The following is a 21,426-nucleotide window of genomic DNA, read 5'->3' as shown; positions in this document are numbered from 1 at the left end:
TCAAGCAAAATTCTTAATAAATCTATAAAATATCAAGCTTCGCATTAAAATCTTGAACTCTTCATCATACACATATTGTGGGGATGGAACATCTCTGAATTTTGTAATAATACTTTTGATTACTCCGATATTCAAATACTCAGAAACTACTGAATCATCAAGCATTTGCTCTAATGCTTCAATAAATGATTTCCAATGAGGTGCCATACGGGGAATTCCATCTGCACCTTGTGCACCCCTGGTCCGTTGATTTAATCTAACATTATCAGGAAGTAAGTTTTTAGTTGCCCTTCTAATAAGTGCTCTATCCATACCATTTTGTACATATTGCTCTTCTGGAAGAGCTAAGCAAAATTTGGCCACACGGAGATCATTTGTAGGATCACGATCCCAAATTTTGTGTGATAAAGAAAATTTCGATCCATACGTTCCAGTAATATTCCAATAATAGAGCTGCTCAAATTGCATCGCCCTTACCTCATACCAATTTTTGGTAACATTTCCCTTTGTGTCGATTTCATGTTCTAAAAGTTTTTCAAAGACATTCATTGTATTGGCAAATTCTGGATTGATTAACATCGGAAAGTTATTCCCATTTGCTGAAGATGTCATAAAATGATGTAAAAAAGGAAAAGTTTTCTTTGCAACAACAGAGATTACCCTTGATTTCTTGACCCCGATATTCTTGCTGTACAAATGTATTTCACGAAAACAACGGATTAAATGAAACCTTTTTAACAACAAAACCTGATACTCCAGTGCTGGACCCCAAGAAATAGTCCAGTTGCCCCTCTGGCCATTTAATAGAACACCGACCCCATCTTGATTGGCCTTTTCATATATTCCTTTGAGCCAATAACTATTTTCAAAAAATTTATATGGTGATTCTAGTGTATTAAGCCAATCATCAATTACAGAAAATGAGCTAAGGCCATCAAAATCTAAATACTCAGCATTTATGTTTCCTACATAGTCAACCGTTGATTGTATAACTGGCCTTTCGTTAGCAATCCGACTTTTTGGTGTCCAATCTTCAAACCCTTGTATTGGTACGTAACTATATGTATTCAATTGTTTATTTTGTTTCCTTAATTCGGTTGCTGCAATACTTGCAACTGAGCCTGAATCCAATCCACCACTTAAATGGGCACCTACGTTTTTATGAGTACGTAATCGTGCTTTGACAGCTTCCTGAAAAACTTCTTTAAAAGCCTCTTCATATTCAAGATTCGATTTTAGAATAAGTTTTTCACCATCAGGTAATTTACTGTAACGGGTGAGAGTCACCTTTCCTTCCACCAATTTAATAGAATGAGAGGGTGGTATTTGTCGTATGTTCTTATAAATTGTTGAAGATGTATCTAGCGAGTCAAACATACCTGGGTTAGCCAAAAACTCAGCAATCCATTGCTTGTTTAGACTATTTTCTACAAATGATAAGCCTAATATTGGACGAATGGCTGTACAGAAGATAAACATTTGGAGATTTTGATGAAAATATAGTAGTCTATTTCCGGAATAATCCCTTGCCCCAAATATCTCATGTTTTTTCTCGTCCCATATCATAAATGCGAAATCCCCAACTAAATATTTAGGGGTTTCTTCTCCCCATTTATAATAAGATAGTAATATAAGTTCACTATCAGACATTGTTTTTCTGTCCGATATTTTGACTTGTAATTTTTCAAACAATTCATCCCGATTATCAATAATTGCATCTGCCGTAATCGCTAACTTCCGTTCATGATCATAATAAGGAAGTTTCTCGCCTACAGATTCCGGTGTGATCCACTGTGCATGGCAGCCAAAGAAGACTTTGTCATTATGCCAAGTCTGAATATCATCTGCCGGATATTTTTCTAATTCTTTCATCATCCGGTTTCCGTGCTCTAGATTGATTGGTTCATCGTTTAAATGATATATACCGGCTATAGCGCTCATCTTTTCCTCCTGCCATACATTTCATCAGTTACAAAATCTTCTATTAGAAATGTGAGTTCACTAAATAGAACATCAATTCCATAGTTAATCAAAAGAATTTCTTTTAATTAAAATTCCCTCTTGTATATGTTATAATTTTATCAGCTCTATGTATTCCACCTACTAATTCCTATTACATAATACCTATTTTAGTTCTTTATTAAGAACAATTTATAACCCTATAATAAATCCATTAACTACCACTGTCAACAACTTTTCCATTAACTATTTATATATTTTTTTAGAAAGATTTTTCGCCCAGTTTCTTCATTGATATTGTTATTACTAAAAAACAAATTGACATAACACGAAATTTGTAGTAAATTTTATAAATAATCTAAATAATGTATTTCTTATCAAGAGAGGTTGAGGGAAGGGCCCTGCGACACCTCAGCAACCTTCAATGTTTTTTTCTCATTGAAAAGGTGCTAAGTCCTGCAAATTTACTAATTTGCAAGATAAGAAGAATGACAAATGTACTGCATACAAAAGTCTTCTTCTTATAAGAAGACTTTTTTTATTTATCAAAAGGCTTTACTACTCAATCGCGTTAATGCGAAACATTATAAACTTTACTTACTACAAGGAGTGTCCGTTATGTACAAAATCGATACAAAACTTGCCCAAATTGGGAACCGCAGTGAAACAACAACTGGAACAGTGAACCCGCCTGTATATTTTTCAACAGCTTTCCGTCATGAGGGAATCGGGCAATCAACCGGGTTTGATTACACCCGCACAGGAAACCCAACGCGTCAGCTCCTCGAAAAAACAATCGCGGATTTAGAAGGTGCGGATCAAGGATTTGCCTGCAGCTCTGGTATGGCAGCCATTCAACTGATTCTTGCTTTATTTGAATCTGGTGACGAATGGATCGTAAGTGAAGATCTATATGGTGGTACTTACCGCTTATTAGAAAAAGGCTATAAGAAATGGGGCTTAACGACGCAATATGTGAATACCTGTTGTCCGGAAGAAGTTGAAAAGAAAATCACAGCACAAACAAAGGCGATTTTCCTAGAAACACCAACCAATCCGCTTATGCAGGAATCGGATATTGCAGCTATTTCAAAGATCGCAAAGGAACATGGATTATTGTTAATCGTGGACAATACGTTCTATACCCCGCTTTTACAGCAGCCAATCAGCCTTGGTGCGGATATCGTTATCCATAGTGCGACGAAATATCTTGGGGGACATAATGATGTTCTTGCTGGCCTAGTTGTGGCAAAAGGAAAGGAACTTTGTGAAGGATTAGCTTTCCACCATAACGGTGCCGGAGCCGTGTTAAGTCCATTTGATTCTTGGTTATTAATGCGCGGAATGAAAACATTGTCACTAAGAATGGATCGTCATGAAAAGAATGCAAAGGCCATCGTTGAATTCTTTTCACAGCATGATGCCGTAACGGATGTTCTCTACCCAGGACGCGGCGGAATGGTTTCTTTTAGAATCAAGGACGAAGCATGGGTGAATCCATTCTTACAGAATTTAAATTTAATCAGTTTTGCTGAAAGCTTAGGTGGAACGGAAAGCTTCATTACTTATCCAGCAACGCAAACACATATGGATATCCCGGAAGAGATTCGTATTCAAGCCGGCGTTTGCAACCGTTTATTACGTTTCTCAGTTGGAATTGAAGATTCACAAGATATTATTGAAGACTTACAGAACGCTTTTGCGAAGGTACAGGAAGGGGTAATTGCATAATGGCACACGAAGAATATAGTTTTGAAACCAGACTGCTCCACAACAAACATAAAATTGATCCAGTAACTGGGGCGGTTAGTGTTCCCATTCAGCATGCCTCTACCTTCCATCAAGCTGATTTCGATCAGTTCGGAAAGTACGATTATGGCCGCAGTTTAAATCCGACAAGAGAAGCACTAGAAGATGTAATCGCAGAACTTGAAGGTGGTGTGAAAGGATTTGCATTTGCATCAGGGATGGCAGCTATTTCAACTGCCTTCCTTCTACTATCTTCTGGTGACCATATTGTAATCACCGAGGATGTGTATGGCGGTACCTTCCGAATGGTCACGCAAGTTCTTTCGAGACTTGGGATAGAGCATACCTTTGTCGATATGACCAATTTAGAGGAAGTTAAAGAAGCGATTCAGCCGAATACAAAGGCCTTTTATGTGGAAACACCATCAAATCCATTGATGAAAGTAACAGATATTCGAGCGGTTAGCGAACTCGCTAAAGAAATTAATGCATTAACATTTGTTGATAATACATTCCTTACCCCTTACCACCAAAAGCCGCTTGCACTAGGTGCAGATGTTGTCCTTCATAGTGCAACGAAATTTTTAGCCGGACACAGTGATGTGGTGGCAGGCCTTGCCGTTGTCAAAGATGAAGATTTAGCTAAGAGACTAGGATTCTTACAAAATAGTTTTGGTGCGATTTTAGGTGTGCAAGATGCATGGCTTGTTCTACGAGGAATTAAGACATTGTCGGTTCGTTTGGAACAGTCACAAAAATCAGCGATCAAAATCGCAGAATTTTTAGATGCCCATCCGCTTGTGGAAAAGGTTCATTATCCAGGGCTTGAAAGCCATCCGCAATATCAAATCCAAAAAGAACAAGCAGATGGTCCTGGAGCGGTATTATCGTTTGAATTAGCTACGGAAGACGCCCTTCGCACCTTTGTGGCGAATGTGGAAATCCCTGTATTTGCGGTCAGCTTAGGAGCGGTGGAATCAATTCTCTCTTATCCAGCGAAAATGTCTCATGCGGCTATGTCTCGTGAAGATCGCCATCAACGTGGTATTACCGATGGACTTGTCCGCTTATCAGTAGGACTTGAAAATCCTGATGATTTGATTAAGGATTTTTCGCAAGCACTTGAGCAGGTTCGTACTAAACATTTGGTCCTACATCAAGGGGAATGATCATGAACCTTTTAGATAAATTACAAAAGCAAATTTTAATAGCCGATGGTGCTATGGGTACATTGCTTTATTCATTCGGAGTCGATTCGTGTTCAGAAGAACTCAATTTATCTCAGCCGGAGCAGATTCAAAATATCCACCGAGCCTATATTGATGCCGGAGCGGATGTTATTCAAACACATACCTACGCTGCCAATTATTTAAAGCTGCAGCGATATGGCTTGGAAGACTCCGTAAAGGAGATCAACAGTGCTGCGGTGCGGAATGCTAAAAAAGCCGCCCAAGCTAACGCTTTTGTCGTCGGGACAATTGGCGGCAACCGTGGAATTAAAACAAGTTCGATGACAATAGAAGAATTAAAACGAAGCTTCCGGGAGCAATTATATTGTTTGCTCCTCGAAGGTGTGGACGGACTATTACTCGAAACCTTTTACGACTTAGAAGAGCTCGAAACCGTCCTAACGATTGCACGGAAGGAAACGAAGCTTCCGATTATCGCTCAAGTTTCCCTTCAGGACCCTGGTTTCTTACAGGACCGGACACCTGTTAATGACGCTTTAAAAAGACTGGAAGGCCTAGGTGCCGATGTGGTCGGCCTCAACTGCCGGTTAGGTCCTCACCATATGTTATTGGCTTTAGAACAGGTGGAAATTCCGAAGCATGCTTTCCTATCAGCCTATCCAAACGCCAGTCTTCCTACCTATACAGACGGAAAATTTCATTATGAAGGAGATGCCGATTATTTCCAAAAATCGGCACAACGCTTTCGAAATGAAGGCGTACGCTTGCTTGGCGGCTGCTGCGGTACGACACCCGACCATATTCGCGCCTATGCATCTGAATTAAAGAATAGTATCCCTGTCACTGAAAAAGTTGTAAAATTGAAACAAAAGCCGATTATTGTCGAATCTCCTCCGAAAAGGGAATACACTCCCCTGCAGGAAATCGTGAAAGAGCGGCCATCGGTGATTGTTGAATTAGATCCTCCTCGAAAATTGGATACGACTAAGTTTTTCGAAGGGGCCAAGGCGCTTAAAAAAGCAGGTATCGATTCGATTACACTAGCGGATAATTCACTGGCAACGGTGCGGATTTCTAATGAATCCTTAGGCTATCTATTAAAAAATGAGTTAGGTATGCGTCCGCTGATTCATCTTGCCTGCCGGGACCGCAATATTATCGGGCTGCAATCGCACTTAATGGGACTGCACACGCTAGGAATGAACGATATCTTAGCGATTACAGGGGACCCTGCTAGAGTGGGAGATTTCCCTGGTGCCTCATCCGTTTATGATGTGTCTTCGTTTGAATTGATTCAAATGATTAAACAGATGAACGAAGGCTTATCCTATTCCGGTAAAGACTTAGGTCAAAAAACGGCTTTTAGTGTGGCCGCAGCCTTTAATCCTAATGTCCGCTCGGTCGAAAAAGCGGTAAAACGTTTGGAGAAAAAGATTCAATACGGGGCGGATTACTTTATTTCTCAGCCTGTATTCTCAGAGGAAAAATTGATTGAAGTCTATGAAAATACGAAACATTTAGATACACCGATATATATCGGCTTAATGCCATTAACAGGTAGTAAAAACGCAGAGTTTCTTCACAATGAAGTGCCTGGAATCAAAATTGCCGACTCGATTCGTGAGCGGATGGCTCTCTTGAATGACAATCCGCTTCAGGCTGCTAGAGAAGGAATTGCTATTACCAAGTCACTTATTGATACCGCATTAGACTTATTTAACGGAATTTATTTAATTACACCATTCCTGCGTTATGAATTAACAGCTGAACTCGCTGCTTATACAAACCAGCGTGCGAGTGAGATTAGGGGGGACAGCTATGCCGAAAACACCATTTTCTGAACAACTTAAAAAGCGCATCCTTGTTATGGACGGTGCGATGGGTACGATGCTGCAGCAAGCCGATCTTACAGCGGAGGATTTTGGCGGTGAGCAGTATGAAGGCTGTAATGAACATCTCGTTCTAACAGCTCCTTCCGTCATCTCTCGTATTCATCGTGAATACTTAGAGGCCGGTGCAGACATCATTGAGACCAATACATTTGGTGCGACAAGCCTTGTTTTAGATGAATATGAACTTGGATTTAAAGCTTATGAGATTAATAAAATCGCTGCGATGCTTGCCGTCAGAGAAGCGATGAACGTTACGACCGATGAGTGGCCACGTTATGTAGCAGGCTCAATGGGCCCAACGACAAAAACCTTAAGTGTCACCGGGGGCACAACCTTTGATGCCCTTTCTGCCACTTATGAAGAACAGGCGATTGGGTTAATCGACGGCGGCGTTGATTTGCTGTTGCTAGAAACAAGTCAGGACTTATTGAATGTGAAAGCGGGTTTTGTCGGGATTCAAAGTGCTTTTTCAAAAACAGGTAAAACCCTGCCGCTCTTTATTTCCGGAACCATTGAACCAATGGGGACAACCTTGGCCGGACAAACGATTGAGTCGTTCTTTATTTCTGTGGAACACATGAATCCGATCGCCGTCGGTCTTAACTGTGCGACCGGTCCTGAATTCATGCAGGATCATATTCGTTCCCTTGCAGGTTTGGCAACAACCGCTGTCAGCTGTTATCCAAATGCCGGCTTACCTGATGAAGACGGTCACTATCACGAAACACCTGAAATACTGGCGAAAAAGCTATCCGATTTTGCGGCACATGGCTGGTTGAATATTGTCGGCGGCTGCTGCGGTACAACACCTGAACATATTAGGGTGATTGCAGAAGCAATGAAACAATATCAGCCTCGTCCGTTCCAATCATCAAGCACTCACATGGTTTCCGGTATTGAACCATTTATTTATGATGATCCTACGTTAAGACCGATCATGGTTGGGGAACGTACAAACGTTATCGGCTCTCGTAAGTTCAAACGATTAATTACAGAAGGTAAATTTGAAGAAGCGTCAGAAGTTGCCCGTGCACAGGTGAAGGGCGGCGCCCATGTTATTGATATCTGCCTTGCCGATCCCGATCGTGACGAAATGGTTGATATGGAGAATTTTATTAAAGAAGTCGTTAAAAAGGTTAAGGTTCCGCTTGTTATCGATTCTACGGATGAAAAGGTCATCGAAAGAGCTCTGAAGTATTCTCAAGGGAAAGCGATTATCAATTCAATCAACCTTGAGGATGGTGAGGAACGGTTTGAAGCGATTGTTCCGTTAATCCACCGTTACGGTGCCGCTGTTGTGGTAGGGACGATTGATGAAGAAGGAATGGGCGTTTCAGCAGAGCGAAAATTAGCCATTGCCAAACGTTCCCATGACCTATTAGTTCATAAGTATGGTCTTAAACCACAGGACCTCATTTTTGACCCGCTTGTGTTCCCTGTTGGAACTGGTGATGAACAATATATTGGATCGGCTAAAGCAACGGTAGAAGGAATTAGGATGATTAAAGAAGCGATGCCGGATGTGCAGACCATTCTCGGTATTAGTAATGTTTCCTTCGGTCTACCACCAGTCGGCCGTGAGGTACTGAATTCAGTCTTCCTCTACCATTGTACACAGGCTGGCTTGGATTATGCGATTGTGAATACGGAAAAGCTTGAGCGCTTTGCTTCGATCTCTAAGGATGAAGTTCAATTAGCAGAGGCTTTGTTATTTGATACAACGGATGAAACATTAGCTACATTTACTGAGTTTTACCGCGGAAAAAAGAAAGAAGCAAAGACAACGATTCCTAATATGACATTGGAAGAGCGCTTAGCCTACTATGTGATTGAAGGAACAAAAGAAGGTTTGCTTCCTGACCTAGAACTGGCGCTTGCCTCCTACCCTGCTCCACTAGATATTATTAACGGTCCATTAATGGACGGCATGAAAGAAGTAGGCCGCCTGTTTAATGACAACCAATTAATTGTCGCGGAGGTTCTGCAAAGTGCTGAGGTTATGAAAGCCTCTGTTTCCTTCCTGGAGCCTCATATGGAAAAAGGCGATGTGTCTGCCTCTAAGGGGAAAGTTATTTTAGCAACGGTTAAAGGTGATGTTCACGATATCGGTAAAAACCTGGTAGATATTATTCTAAGTAATAACGGCTATAATGTCGTTGACTTGGGGATTAAGGTTACCCCAACCGATTTGGTGCAGGCGATTCGTGAAGAAAAACCGGATATGGTCGGATTGTCGGGTTTATTAGTAAAATCTGCGCAACAGATGGTGCTAACGGCTCAAGACATGAAGGAAGCCGGAATTTCTGTGCCGATTCTTGTTGGTGGTGCTGCTCTTTCTCGTAAGTTTACCGATACAAGGATTGCGAAGGAATATGATGGACTTGTTCTTTATGCAAAGGATGCCATGAATGGTCTATCACTTGCCAATCAATTGCAATCACCGGATGAGTATCAAAAGCTGTTAGATGATAAAGCGGAAAAGCTGGCGGCTTTAGATGTACCAAGGGAACTACCTACCCGTGCGGCTAGTGCTGTTGCGGTAAAGGTGAAACCTGCGGTGTCCACAGAAGTACCGGTCTTTACGCCAATGGATACGAAAAGACATATTTTAAGATCGTATTCTCTTTCCCATATTGAGCCGTATATTAATATGCAAATGTTAATAGGCCATCATCTTGGAGTAAAGGGGAAACTTTCGAAGCTGCTTGCTGAGAAAGATGAAAAGGCCTTAAAAGTTAAAGGAGTCGTCGATCAATTGTTAGCCGATGCCAGTGCAAATAACTGGATTACGCCTGCTGCGGCTTATCAATTTTTCCCGGCGCAATCGGATGGTAATAAGGTTTATATCTATAATCCAGAAGATCAAACTACCATTATTGAAACCTTTGATTTCCCTCGTCAGGAATCAGCACCCTTCCTTTGTTTAGCGGACTTTTTAAAGTCAGTTGACAGCGGTGTGATGGATTACGTTGGCTTCTTTACGGTGACAGCAGGAAGAGGGATTCGCCAAAAGGCAGATGAGTTAAAAGCAGAGGGACGTTTCCTTGAAAGCCACGCGCTTCAATCACTGGCGCTTGAGTCTGCTGAAGGCTTTGCCGAGTTGATCCACCGCCAGATCCGTGATCGCTGGGGCTTCCCTGATCCACTTGATTTTACGATGCAGGATCGTTTTACGGCCAAATATCAAGGACAGCGTTTCTCGTTTGGTTATCCGGCGTGTCCGGAGTTAGAAGACCAGAAGAAGCTGTTTAAGTTAATTCAACCGGAGGAAATTGGAATTGAATTAACGGAAGGCTGTATGATGGAGCCTGAAGCATCGGTATCAGCGATTGTGTTTGCGCATCCTGAAGCTCGGTATTTTAATGTGAATAGATAATAAGATAGAATCCGCGGTGCCTTCCGCGGATTCTTTGTTTGTGAGGAGTTACAATCGTGATTCTGCGGGATTTTTGGTTTTTTCCGCGGCATTTTGATTTATTCCGTGCTTCTTTGGGTTATTTCCGTGGGAAATCGGAATAATTCCGCGTAAATTTAGATTTTATCCGTGGGAAATCGGAATAATTCCGCGTAAATTTGGATTTTATCCGTGGGAAATCAGAATAATTCCGCGTAAATTTGGATTTTATCCGCGCCCACTTATGTCCCCCACCAGGATAAAATGTGCAGGTTCCAACGAGTTGTTTTGCTATTTTAATTTAATTCCGCGAACTTTTTTATTTTTCCCGCGGAAACTTTGATTTTTTCCGTCGGATATCACTATTATTCCGTGGATTTTCTAATTATTTCCGCCCAAATTTCAAATATTCCCACGAACTTCTCTCCGCGCAATTATCCAATCTTGCCTTGACAATTTCCATAATTTCCACTATAGTTACCTAGGTAATTAATTTTAATAACACTGGAGCGAACCATGTTAACCCACGAATTATTCCATACACTTCATCAGCTATCAAGACATCTCACCAACAAACTAAATGAAGCCTTAAAACCATTAGGATTATACAGTGCCCAGTGGGCCGTCATTTATGTCCTAAAAAATAAAGGCTCACTGACACAAAAAGAACTTTGTGATTACCTATTTGTTGAAGCGCCGCCCATGACAAGGACCATCCAACGTTTAGTTAAACAAGGATATGTGACTCAAGTCCCCGGGAAAGACAAACGAGAAAAGCATGTCCAGCTAACAGAATTGGCCGATCAGGAATATCCAAAATGGGAGCATATTGTTAACTCAGTCAATCAGGAACTAATGAAAGACTTTCCTATTGAATCACGAGAACAACTCGTAAAACTCCAAAAAAGCTGGTTACAGCAAATTTTATAAAATGAGGTGCATTACATGAACAAACCTAAACTATGGACAAAAAACTTTATTAGTATTTCCTTTAGCAATCTTTTTCTATTTTTAACCTTTTACATCTTGCTTGTCACCCTTCCATCTTACGCCCTTGATGAATTACATAGCAGCTCTTCAATGGCAGGCTTGATGACAACAGTCTTTTTACTTTCAGCAATTATTTCTCGCCCGCTTGCCGGCCAATGGCTCGAACGAGCAGGTAATAAGAAGGTCTTGCTAACAGCACTCATTCTTTTCGCTGCAGCCTCACTTCTTTATTTCTTACCTAAAACCGTTGGCGGCTTTTTAGTGATCCGTCTGTTACATGGAATTGGATTTGGTATGGCGACCACAGCCGTAGGGACAATTGTCGCTGATATCATCCCGGCCTCCCGTCGTGGTGAAGGAATGGGCTATTTTGCAATGTCAACCAATTTGGCAATGGTTTTTGGTCCTTTTGTCGGGCTACTGGCGATGCAGCAATGGGGCGCTCGTCCATTATTTATCCTAAGTGTGATTGTAGCTTTTTGTTCTTTAATAACAGGGCTGATTGTGAAACACAATACATTTGAAACTCCTGAACAAACGAAAGCTCATTCTTCTTTTTCCATCAGCAGCCTATTTGAGGTTTCAGCGGTTCCAATTTCAATCGTCGGCAGCTTTATGGCGATTGTCTATTCTGCTCTTCTATCCTTTGTTTCGATTTATGCAGGTGAAATTCATTTAGAGCACATCGCCAGCATGTTCTTTGTTGTCTACGCGATTGTCTTATTAGCGTCAAGACCGTTTACAGGTAAGTGGCTGGACCAATATGGTCCTAATGTGATTAGTTTTCCCTGTATCACTCTTTTCGCGATTGGAATGTTTATTTTAAGTCAAAGTAATGGTGCCTTTTCTTTCCTTTTGTCAGCAGGATTGATTGGGATCGGCTGGGGAACCCTTTTCCCAACCTTCCAAACGATCGCAATCCAAGATGCGGAACCTCGAAAAAGAGGTTTGGCAACGGCAACGTTCTTATCCATCTATGATACTGGAATTGCGTTAGGTTCGTTTATTGTTGGGGTCATTGCCTCTAAGTTGGATTACAGTACTCTTTATTGCTTCTTTTCATTTTATATCTTAATTGGATTGGTTCTTTTTTACTTCCTTCATACGAAGAAAAGGTCATCAACAAAGGAATCTGCCCAACAAACAAAAGCACAGGAAATTTAAGTTTTTTAACACTCCTCCTCAATTTGTTATATAATGGAATGAAACAAATTAGAGGAGTGATTTTTTATGGCTAAATCCAAAGCCAAAAAGCTTAGAGCAAAACTAGCTCGTGAAGGAAAAATGAATCCCGAAGCGAAAAGAAGTCCATTTGTCTTCACGGATATGAGAACAAGAACAACCAAAACGAAAAAAGACCATTTATATCTGTTCAAACACAAGAACCATCAATCCCATGACGGAAATGATGGTTCTTTTTATTTTGCTGCCCCTAGCAGCAAATATTTAAGTAATTTCACCCTTTTCAGATAAAGGCGCTGCGCTTCCTCTACTGACACCTTGGAAAAGTGAATAATGGTGTCAGGCACCGCTTGAGCAATTCTCGGAATATCGGCAGAGATGACTGTGCCGATTCGGGTATAGCCGCCGGTGGTTTGTCGGTCGGCGAGGAGGATGATGGGCTGGCCGCTTGCGGGGACTTGGATTCCGCCGAGCGGAATCGGGTCGGAGATAATATCTGGACCGCCGATGTGTTCGAGCTTTGGGCCTTTCAGCTGATATCCCATCCGATTGGCTTGATGGGTGACAACAAATTCCTCCGAGAAAAACCGTCGAATACTTTCCTCCGTAAATCGATCCTCATGAGGTCCGATAACGACCCGAATGGTCATTTCTTTTGCATATTGGGGAACTAATTCTGGATGAAGCATTTTATATGGCTTCTTTATTGAAGGGTTGCCAGCTAGTATATCCCCCTTCTGCAATGCCCTTCCCTCAAAGCCGCCAAACTTTCCATTTAAAAAGGTCGATTTGCTGCCTAACACAAAAGGAACATCGATGCCTCCACCGATGGCTATATAAGCTCGAGCTCCTCGATAACAATGGCCAACTGTCAAGACCTGACCCTTCCGTAAGAGGAAACTTTTCCACAATGAGACTTCCTCCCCATCCACTTTAGGCGTAAAATCACCGCCGCAAATCGCGATAGCTATATCACTTAATGCCTCGACCTCGGGTCCTATGATTGCCGCCTCGAGTACGGCTTCGCCACTAGGATTTCCAACGAGGATATTGGCCACTTGCATGGAAAATGTGTCCATCGCACCGGATGGACTGATACCATATTGTTGATACCCATATCTGCCTAAATCCTGAACCGTTGTTTGCAGCCCGGGTTTCAATACTTTTAAGATAGCCTTCATTCGTTCCGCCAGCTCTTTCTAACCTGGATGTTTTCCTGTTGAAAGGCCTGCTTTAATTTAGAGACAAATTCTAACGCCTGCGGATCATCTCCGTGAACACATATCGTATCCGCTTGAATCGCTATATCGGTCCCATCAACGGCCTCGACTTTTCCTTCCTTAATCATGCGAATAACCCGAGTAATCGCATACTCTGAATCATGAATCATCGCATTCGGCTCCTGGCGGGATGTTAATGTCCCGTCATGCTGGTAAGTTCGGTCGGCAAAAACTTCCCCGGCAACCTGTAATCCCCTTTCTTCCCCAGCCTTCGCTAATTCACTGCCGGCAAGCGCGAATAAAACAAGCTGTGGATTCAGATCGAAAACAGCTTGAGTGATAGAATCAGAGATGTCCCGATTCTTGGCACCCATATTATATAAAGCACCATGCGGCTTAACATGAACAAGTTTAGCATCATTTGCTTTACATACCGCTTCCAATGCCCCTATTTGATAGACCATAAGATGATAAATCTCTCGAGGGGTTAGCTTCATTTCCCTCCTCCCGAAACCGGCCAAGTCTGGAAAGCCGGGATGGGCACCTATTTGGACACCATATTTTTTGGCAAGTTTAACGGTTTCAAACATGACATTGTGATCCCCGCCATGATACCCGCAGGCTATATTCGCGGACGAGATATATTTTAAAACTTCATCATCGTTCCCAATCTTAAAGGCGCCAAAGCTTTCCCCTAAATCACTATTTAAATCAATCACTGTCATACGTCTTCTCCCTTATATATGTTTTTGGCTTATATGTTTTATTGGCAATTAATTGCTGGATTCTTTTATACTCTTGTAAATCGATTGAATGAAATTTGATATAGTTTCCTGCCGAAAAAAGAAACGGTGACGGACCCTGAACGTCAAAAAGGATTATGGGTGTGATTCCTATGATACGCCAGCCAGACGGGACCTCTGCCGGATAGATACCTGTTTGATTCCCGCCAATTCCGACCGCCCCCGACTTCACACTTGGCCGTGGATGTTCAAGTCTTGGAACCGCGAGACTTGGCGGAAGTCCACCCAAATAAGGAAATCCCGGGACAAATCCCATCATATAAATCAGGTATTCCTTACTTGTATGCAGTCTTATCACCTCTTTCTCGCTTAACTGATGATAGCTGGCCACAAATGGTAAGTCAGGACCTGTTTCACCGCCATAGTATACAGGCATTTCATAAACGATTCCCTTTTCACTCTCTATTTTTTTAGAAGAAGTAGAAGAAATTCTTTTGATGGTTTTTTCTAACTCATGATAGCTAATGACCTCTGGCTGATAGTAAATTACAACCGTACAATAGGCAGGTACCCATTCTGTGATCCCCTTTATTTTTGCTGTTTTAAGACCTGCAATAAATCGCTGGATTTCCCTTTGTATCTCCTCATTAATTTGATTTCCAAAAGATACTTGGATGGCTAAGTCTCCAAGTGATTTTATTTCAATCATGATAATCCCCTATTTTTAGTGGTTTAAGTTATAGATAAGTACACTATAATTATTAAATTAATTTTCTCAAAATTGCAATTTTAATTTTAAGACTAACCTTAATAAAAGCCTAAATATTATAGACAAAAGAAGCAGGAATTCTCCTTTTTTATCAGTAGAGTATTTTTGTTGATTTAAAAGAATCAAAAAAAGTCTCTGCTGTTAGGCAGAAACTTTTCCCCTTCGGTTTAACTCTTATTAAATGGTTGATCTAGCCATCCAACGACCATAGCAATCCAATAATTTACTATCAAAATTCATTTAACTGCTTAATTTTTTCCTCATGATAAATAATCTTTTTTGTTATTTTATTTTTCAAACCATAATCTAGGCAACTATCCAATAACAGTTGATGATAGTTTTTCCTTATTAAATGCCATTTGTAATGAATCTTAGATATTAACGAAATACTGTCCGCCTCCTATCCTTGATTTCTATATGTTACGATTTTGAAAGCGGTTAAGTGGGGGTATAAATGATTAAAATTTCTCCCTTAAAGAAAGCATAACTTGTTATGTACGTCAGCCTCTCTAAAATGTAAGCACTTCATTTTACAATCATTTTTAATTAAGCTAAGCTAGAATTATTACTAAATATTGGAGGGATTTTGATGTATGATGTAGTTGTGATTGGAGCAGGTGCTGCAGGGGCAAGTGCTGCCTTGTTTACAGCTAAAGCTGGTAAAAAGACTTTGGTTGTCGACAATGACAAAAGCATGACCAAACGGGCCTGGATTGAAAACCATTATGGCGTTTCTGAAATTACTGGTCCAGATTTAATTGAGATTGGTAAAAAGCAGGCATCAAAATTTGGCGCAGAATTAGTAGAAGCTACAGTTACCGATGTAAAAAAATCAGAAAATGGTTTTAAAGTTGTAACGGACCAAAATGAATTTGAAGCAAAGCATGTGATTGTGGCTACCGGAGCATTGGTTACCCTAGCCGAAACAATCGGTTTAAAAACAAAGCCAGGAACAGAACCTAGAATTAAAACGGTTCTTGATGTTGATCCTGCCGGAAAAACCAATATCGATGGCATTTGGGCTGCTGGAACGGTTGCTGGTGTGAGTGTTCATACCATCATTACAGCTGGCGACGGAGCTAAAGTTGCGATTAATGTAATTAGTGAAATCAATGGTGAACGTTATGTTGACCATGATGTTTTAAAATCTTAATTAGCATAGGAGCAATCAAAATGGCTGTTAAAAAGATGGACCATGTTGGCGTATTTGTTAAAAACTTAGATTCATCACTAACATTTTATCAAGAGATTGTTGGTATGGACCTTAAGGATAAGTTTACCATTAATAATGGAGCTTTAACCTTAGCCTTCCTTGGCTTCAATGGTTCAGATGAAACGGAACTAGAATTAGTACATGGTGGCAATCCTGATCTTCCAGAGGAAGGGAAAGTCAACCACATTGCTTTTTTAGTTGATGATATCGAAGTAGAATTCAACCGGTTAAAAGGATTGGATGTTTCATTTATTAGTGAAGAAGTCAGCACTCTTCCAAATGGATATCGTAACTTTTTTGTGAACGGTCCTGACGGCGAAAAAGTTGAATTCTTTCAAAGATAATAGTCAAAAACCTCCTTTTTTCAGGAGGTTTTTTAAATATCTATTCACTATTTGACCGATATAACTAATGATGTATGCAATGATTTACCTGGTTCAACCATGACTAATTCTTCTTTACGATTGAGTTCATCGGTCATGGCCATCCATGGTTCGACGCAAACAAATTCTTGTTCTGCCTCTGTCCACAACACAATATACTTAAATTCATCCCCATATCTCATGGTAACGTTTTTCTTAAGTTCAGGAAGTTCAAAAGAAATTTCTTTTTTCATACTATCCAGTAATACTAAGGATTCCTTTTTATTGGTTAAATCCAAGGAATTGTTCAAAGGATGAACCTCCATATTATTATAATCTAAATAGGTTGTCGCATCGGTTTGATAGGTCAACTCTTTATTAGCCGTTTTAAAATAAGGGTGAAAACCTGCATAGATTGGCATGGCCTCGTCGGAAGTATTCCGGTAAACCTGGTCGATGTGCAGTTCATTTTCAGTAATGGTATAGCTGAAGATGACTTCAAACTGAAATGGGTATTCTCTGATTGTATCTTCATTACTTACTAATCGTAACGAAACCGCTGCCTTTGTTTCATCTATATTTGTATCGATTACTTCCCAAGGATGATTCCTGGCTACACCGTGATTTTTCATTTGGTAAACCTTATCGTTCCATTCATATTGACCATTTTCCAGCTGCCCTGAAATCGGAAATAGGATTGGAATTCCACCTCTAATATTTTTCTTTGGATCATAAAGTGTGTCTTTATTTAAAAATAAAATTTCTTCATTTTCCACACCAAGGCTAGTAATAATTCCGCCGCGCTCTGGAACGACTCTTAACCAGCTGCCTAACGTTTCATTAGATAATTCATAAACAGATAATTCCTTTTCCTTACTAACCTTCAGCTCATACATGATCTATGTTCATCCCTTCTATTTAAAACTCTTCTGTTAGATTTGGCTGTTGATTTCCGCACCAGGCGCTCGCTTTCCGCGGGCGTGCCGGGAAGCCTCCTCGGCGCTGAAAGCGCCTGTGGGGTCTCCCCTGACCCGTACTCCCGCAGGAGTCGAGCGCCTTCCGCTCCAATCAACAGAGTATAAGAAAAAATATTGTTTAACTGAGCCTACTAATTAAATTGACAATTCTATCACCCAATTAATAAAATTAATTTTAGCTTACTAGCCGGTATTTAAACATCAAACAAAACTAAAAAAAGCAAAGGAGTGCGCGGGTTAACCCGGTTATTTATATTTTGGAAAATTAAAGGAGAATTCTATGATTAAACAGGGTACTAATCTTAAGCTCGTTGTAACGGGGCTCTTGCTCGCGATCTTAATGTCAGCCATGGATAATACCATCGTTGCAACGGCGATGGGAACGATCGTCTCAGACCTCGGCGGCTTTGACAAATTTGTCTGGGTCACCTCGGCCTATATGGTCGCCGTTATGGCAGGTATGCCGATCTTCGGCAAGCTATCCGATATGTATGGGCGCAAACGTTTCTTTCTTTTTGGGCTAATCGTCTTTCTGATTGGATCTGCTCTTTGTGGGATAGCCCAATCCATCGTTCAGTTAAGTATTTACCGAGCCATTCAAGGAGTTGGCGGCGGTGCACTTATGCCAATCGCTTTTACCATTGTATTTGACATTTTCCCGCCGGAAAACCGCGGAAAAATGACTGGTTTGCTCGGTGCTGTTTTTGGGGCGTCCAGTGTTCTTGGACCATTACTTGGCGCCTATATCACCGATTATATCAGCTGGCATTGGGTATTTTATGTAAATGTACCAATTGGGATTGTTTCCATTATTTTAATTATTCGTTTCTATCATGAATCACTAAAGCACGCGAAGCAAAAAATTGACTATCTCGGTGCGATTACGCTGGTAATTTCCGTCGTAAGTCTAATGTTCGCTCTCGAATTAGGCGGGAAGGAATATGATTGGGATTCTGTGCCAATCATCAGTTTATTTGCCAGTTTTTTCATCTTCTTTATTGCCTTCTTCATCGCCGAATTCAAGGCAGCAGAACCGATTTTACCACTTTGGCTTTTTAAACGCCGCTTATTTGCCACATCACAGATTCTTTCGTTCTTATACGGCGGAACCTTTATCATTTTAACCGTGTTTATTCCTATTTTTGTTCAAGCCGTTTATGGGGGCACAGCCAAGAATGCTGGATTAATTTTAACACCAATGATGTTAGGGTCAGTGGCAGGAAGTTCAATTGGAGGGATTTTTTTAACAAAAACGTCTTTCCGTAATTTGATGATTTTATCGATTATTTCCTATGTAGCTGGTATGTACTTACTTGGAACGATGACGGTTGACACAGCCCGCTATCTTCTAACAATTTATATGATCTTAGTTGGCTTTGGGGTCGGCTTTTCCTTCTCCTTGCTGCCTACTGCTTCCATGCACAATCTGGAGCCGCAATACCGGGGAACCGCTAATTCAACCAATTCCTTTTTACGTTCATTCGGGATGACACTTGGTGTCACTATTTTTGGAACGCTGCAGGGGAACCTGTTTACAGATAAGTTGAAGGAAGCCTTTAAAGGTATACAAGGCGGGGGCGGACAACAGTTTCAAATGGGTGACCCCCGGCAAATTTTCCAAGCAAGTGAGCGGGCAAAGATCCCTGATTTTATTTTAGATAAAATTGTTCAGGCAATGTCATATTCGATCACACACACCTTTATGCTGACATTGATTCCAATTGTTCTGGCTGCAATCACGATTATTTTTATGGGCAAAGCGCGTGTAGAGGTAAGTAAGAAGCCTGCAAAAAGTTAAATAAGAAGCACTGACCTGAACCGGTCAGTGCTTTGTTGTTTAAACTTTAAGATCCTTACCTGCTTCCACGATATGAAACAATAAGTGGGCAAGATGGTGAATCGGTCCATATTCCTGCTCTTCCTCTTCCTCTGCTTCTTCCCCACTGAATTGAAGATCACTTAAAAATAGCGCCATAAATTCATAGAAGTCTTTCAGTTGAAAAGAATAGCAGCCGGCTGGATCTTCGTTATCTTCTTCATATTGCAATACCATGTAAGAGAGATTCCCATCAATGTCTGCGGCATCAAAAAAAACAAAAAAGCCAATATTGGTATCAAGCTCGAATAATTGTCTTGTCCCGCCTTCTGTTGCTTTGTTAAATTCCTCTTGATTTAATTTCTGTATTTGCATGCTGTCCACATTATCTTCCTGGTGAAAACCCACAACAAATGATTCCATGAAATCCTCCTTACTTCTTCATAAAGTCAAACACATATGATTAGGATACCCATTAGTAGACGTATTTCATTCAGGGTCTTTATGTTCATCTACATTTCTCACATGGTAATATTCCGTTAAAAGGGGATTATCCGTTGTCGCGAACCTTGCTGTTTGCAGAGTCATTTCCGGTTCTACGCCGTAAAGTTGTTTCATCGCCTCTTTTTCCCATTCTTCATCTTCAAACAATCGAGGTTGTTCTTGATCACTCATATCATTCACCTGCTTTCTATTTGAACTTTTAATCACGTAAGGCCTGCTCTAAATCATCTAGTAAAACATTCACATCCTCGAGACCGACCGCCAGACGTATCGTCCCCGGACTCATATGTTCCTTTATCAAATGTCCCTCGTTGTTTTTTAGATTAGGGGTAATAACAAGGCTTTCAAACGAGCCCCAGGAAACCCCAATTTTAAAAGCTTTGAATTTATTAATTACCTTTTCGACTTGGTGATAATTTGCCTCTGCTAATTCAATACTCATCAAGCCGCTGTAACCTGATAATTGTCTTTTTCCTAGCGCATAATCCGGATGGGATACCAGACCGGGGAAATTGACTTTGGCAACTTTGGGATGGGTATCCAAATACCCAGCCACTTTTAATGCGTTCTCCTGATGGGAAGGCATACGTAACGGTAATGTTCTTAAACCTCTCAGCAATACCGCTGCTTCAGACGGAGGCATGGCTGCGCCCATCAACAAGTATTCTTTATTAAATAAGGTTTTCATGATTTTTTTACTGGTAATTAAAGCCCCGCCTAGAACATCACTATGGCCGCCAAGATACTTGGAAGCTGAGTGGACCACAATATCGATCCCGAACGTTAATGGTTTTTGAAATAATGGCGTGGCCCAGGTGTTATCGATAATGGTACGGATGCCGTTTGCCTTTGCGAGTTGACTAACTGCTGATAGATCAATAAGACGGTAGGTCATATCCGTTGGACTTTCGATAAAGATCACTGTGGTATTGGACTGTATCGCCTGGGATATTTCCTCGGTATTAGTAGAGTATACAACTGAATGATTTATATGAAATTTCCCTAAATATTTTAGCAGTTCCATCGTTGAGTAATATAAATTACTGACACAAAGGATATGATCGCCGCTCTTAACACTATTGATTATGGCTGCACTGATGGCCGCCATTCCCGATGAAAATGTTTTGCATTCCTCTCCGCGTTCAAGGGCGGCTAGTTTCTTCTCAACAATTTCCACGGTAGGATTCGTTCCTCTTCCATAGACATAATGGTGTTTTTCTGACTGAACAGCATCCACCAATTCACCTAATGTTGGATAAGTAAACAATGTGTTTTGAAATGTCGGCGGAACCACAGCCCCGTGAAAGCGATCGCGGTCATCTTCATAGTGCATACAAATCTGTTTATCTTGCTCAAATTCACTCACATGTGTCATTGGAAAATGGTCTCCTATAAACGTCATTTTTTACTTTATTGTCTGCCTTCCATTGTGAATCATTCCGAAGAATAAAAAAAACCCCTGAGAA

Annotated in this window: 18 protein-coding genes and 1 riboswitch; of the genes, 10 read left to right on the top strand and 8 right to left on the bottom strand. The window is 40.9% G+C overall.

Features of this window, described 5'->3' with window-relative positions:
* Positions 1-1,941 (bottom strand): asparagine synthase-related protein, encoded by a 1,941-nt coding sequence (locus ACZ9EE_RS21075; RefSeq protein ID WP_476030236.1) that lies wholly within the window; start codon positions 1,939-1,941, stop codon positions 1-3.
* 389 nt (positions 1,942-2,330) lie between these two features.
* A riboswitch (SAM riboswitch) is annotated at positions 2,331-2,445 on the top strand.
* 132 nt (positions 2,446-2,577) lie between these two features.
* Between ACZ9EE_RS21075 and ACZ9EE_RS21070 the strand changes: the two genes are divergently transcribed.
* The 7 genes from ACZ9EE_RS21070 to ACZ9EE_RS21040 all read left to right on the top strand — a co-directional run bounded on the left by ACZ9EE_RS21070 (position 2,578) and on the right by ACZ9EE_RS21040 (position 12,647).
* Positions 2,578-3,690: a methionine biosynthesis PLP-dependent protein gene (locus ACZ9EE_RS21070; RefSeq protein ID WP_476030234.1), complete on the top strand. Its 1,113-nt coding sequence runs from the start codon at positions 2,578-2,580 to the stop codon at positions 3,688-3,690.
* Positions 3,690-4,877, top strand: coding sequence for a cystathionine beta-lyase (metC, locus tag ACZ9EE_RS21065; RefSeq protein ID WP_476030232.1), 1,188 nt, complete (start codon positions 3,690-3,692; stop codon positions 4,875-4,877). The genes ACZ9EE_RS21070 and metC overlap by 1 nt, the downstream gene beginning before the upstream one ends.
* 2 nt (positions 4,878-4,879) lie before the next feature.
* A complete protein-coding gene (locus tag ACZ9EE_RS21060; protein WP_476030230.1) occupies positions 4,880-6,739 on the top strand; it encodes a bifunctional homocysteine S-methyltransferase/methylenetetrahydrofolate reductase in 1,860 nt (619 codons plus the stop codon).
* Complete coding sequence (metH, locus tag ACZ9EE_RS21055) at positions 6,717-10,166, top strand: methionine synthase (protein ID WP_476030228.1); 3,450 nt, start codon at positions 6,717-6,719, stop codon at positions 10,164-10,166. The genes ACZ9EE_RS21060 and metH overlap by 23 nt, the downstream gene beginning before the upstream one ends.
* Before the next feature lie 534 nt (positions 10,167-10,700).
* Positions 10,701-11,114 (top strand): MarR family winged helix-turn-helix transcriptional regulator, encoded by a 414-nt coding sequence (locus ACZ9EE_RS21050; RefSeq protein WP_476030226.1) that lies wholly within the window; start codon positions 10,701-10,703, stop codon positions 11,112-11,114.
* A 15-nt stretch (positions 11,115-11,129) separates the two neighbouring features.
* Positions 11,130-12,338, top strand: coding sequence for an MFS transporter (locus ACZ9EE_RS21045; RefSeq protein ID WP_476030225.1), 1,209 nt, complete (start codon positions 11,130-11,132; stop codon positions 12,336-12,338).
* 66 nt (positions 12,339-12,404) lie between these two features.
* Positions 12,405-12,647 (top strand): hypothetical protein, encoded by a 243-nt coding sequence (locus ACZ9EE_RS21040; RefSeq protein WP_476030223.1) that lies wholly within the window; start codon positions 12,405-12,407, stop codon positions 12,645-12,647.
* Here ACZ9EE_RS21040 and ACZ9EE_RS21035 read toward each other — a convergent pair.
* Genes ACZ9EE_RS21035 through pxpB form a run of 3 tightly spaced genes read right to left on the bottom strand, consistent with a single transcriptional unit; the run spans position 12,593 to position 15,028 of the window.
* Positions 12,593-13,537 (bottom strand): 5-oxoprolinase subunit C family protein, encoded by a 945-nt coding sequence (locus ACZ9EE_RS21035; protein ID WP_476030220.1) that lies wholly within the window; start codon positions 13,535-13,537, stop codon positions 12,593-12,595. The two genes, ACZ9EE_RS21040 and ACZ9EE_RS21035, sit on opposite strands and share 55 nt — an antisense overlap.
* A complete protein-coding gene (locus ACZ9EE_RS21030) occupies positions 13,534-14,301 on the bottom strand; it encodes a LamB/YcsF family protein (RefSeq protein WP_476030218.1) in 768 nt (255 codons plus the stop codon). The genes ACZ9EE_RS21035 and ACZ9EE_RS21030 overlap by 4 nt, the downstream gene beginning before the upstream one ends.
* Positions 14,288-15,028: a 5-oxoprolinase subunit PxpB gene (gene pxpB / locus ACZ9EE_RS21025; RefSeq protein WP_476030216.1), complete on the bottom strand. Its 741-nt coding sequence runs from the start codon at positions 15,026-15,028 to the stop codon at positions 14,288-14,290. The genes ACZ9EE_RS21030 and pxpB overlap by 14 nt, the downstream gene beginning before the upstream one ends.
* Positions 15,029-15,677: 649 nt before the next feature.
* Here pxpB and ACZ9EE_RS21020 point away from each other — a divergent pair.
* Both ACZ9EE_RS21020 and ACZ9EE_RS21015 read left to right on the top strand, forming a co-directional pair.
* A complete protein-coding gene (locus tag ACZ9EE_RS21020) occupies positions 15,678-16,241 on the top strand; it encodes an FAD-dependent oxidoreductase (protein ID WP_476030214.1) in 564 nt (187 codons plus the stop codon).
* 20 nt (positions 16,242-16,261) lie between these two features.
* Positions 16,262-16,645, top strand: a complete 384-nt coding sequence (locus ACZ9EE_RS21015; protein ID WP_476030212.1) for a VOC family protein — start codon at positions 16,262-16,264, stop codon at positions 16,643-16,645.
* A 47-nt stretch (positions 16,646-16,692) separates the two neighbouring features.
* On the opposite strand, the gene ACZ9EE_RS21010 is transcribed toward ACZ9EE_RS21015, so the two are convergent.
* On the bottom strand, positions 16,693-17,559 hold the full coding sequence (locus tag ACZ9EE_RS21010; RefSeq protein ID WP_476030210.1) for an aldose epimerase family protein: 867 nt from the start codon (positions 17,557-17,559) through the stop codon (positions 16,693-16,695).
* Between the two features lie 361 nt (positions 17,560-17,920).
* On the opposite strand from ACZ9EE_RS21010, the gene ACZ9EE_RS21005 reads away from it, so the two are divergent.
* Positions 17,921-19,438 carry an MDR family MFS transporter gene (locus tag ACZ9EE_RS21005; protein ID WP_476030208.1) on the top strand — a complete coding sequence of 506 codons (1,518 nt, stop codon included), beginning with the start codon at positions 17,921-17,923 and terminating at the stop codon, positions 19,436-19,438.
* Between the two features lie 39 nt (positions 19,439-19,477).
* On the opposite strand, the gene ACZ9EE_RS21000 is transcribed toward ACZ9EE_RS21005, so the two are convergent.
* From ACZ9EE_RS21000 to ACZ9EE_RS20990, 3 genes are all read right to left on the bottom strand, one after another.
* A complete protein-coding gene (locus ACZ9EE_RS21000) occupies positions 19,478-19,879 on the bottom strand; it encodes a cytosolic protein (protein WP_476030206.1) in 402 nt (133 codons plus the stop codon).
* 66 nt (positions 19,880-19,945) lie between these two features.
* Positions 19,946-20,167: a hypothetical protein gene (locus tag ACZ9EE_RS20995; RefSeq protein WP_476030204.1), complete on the bottom strand. Its 222-nt coding sequence runs from the start codon at positions 20,165-20,167 to the stop codon at positions 19,946-19,948.
* Positions 20,160-21,335, bottom strand: coding sequence for a trans-sulfuration enzyme family protein (locus ACZ9EE_RS20990; protein ID WP_476030202.1), 1,176 nt, complete (start codon positions 21,333-21,335; stop codon positions 20,160-20,162). Before ACZ9EE_RS20990 ends, ACZ9EE_RS20995 begins: the two co-directional genes overlap by 8 nt.
* Between the last annotated feature and the right edge of the window lie 91 nt (positions 21,336-21,426).

This window comes from Bacillus sp. URHA0034 (assembly GCF_056280405.1).
Note: the sequence above shows the minus strand (reverse complement) of the source record. Positions and strands in the feature narration are given on the sequence as shown.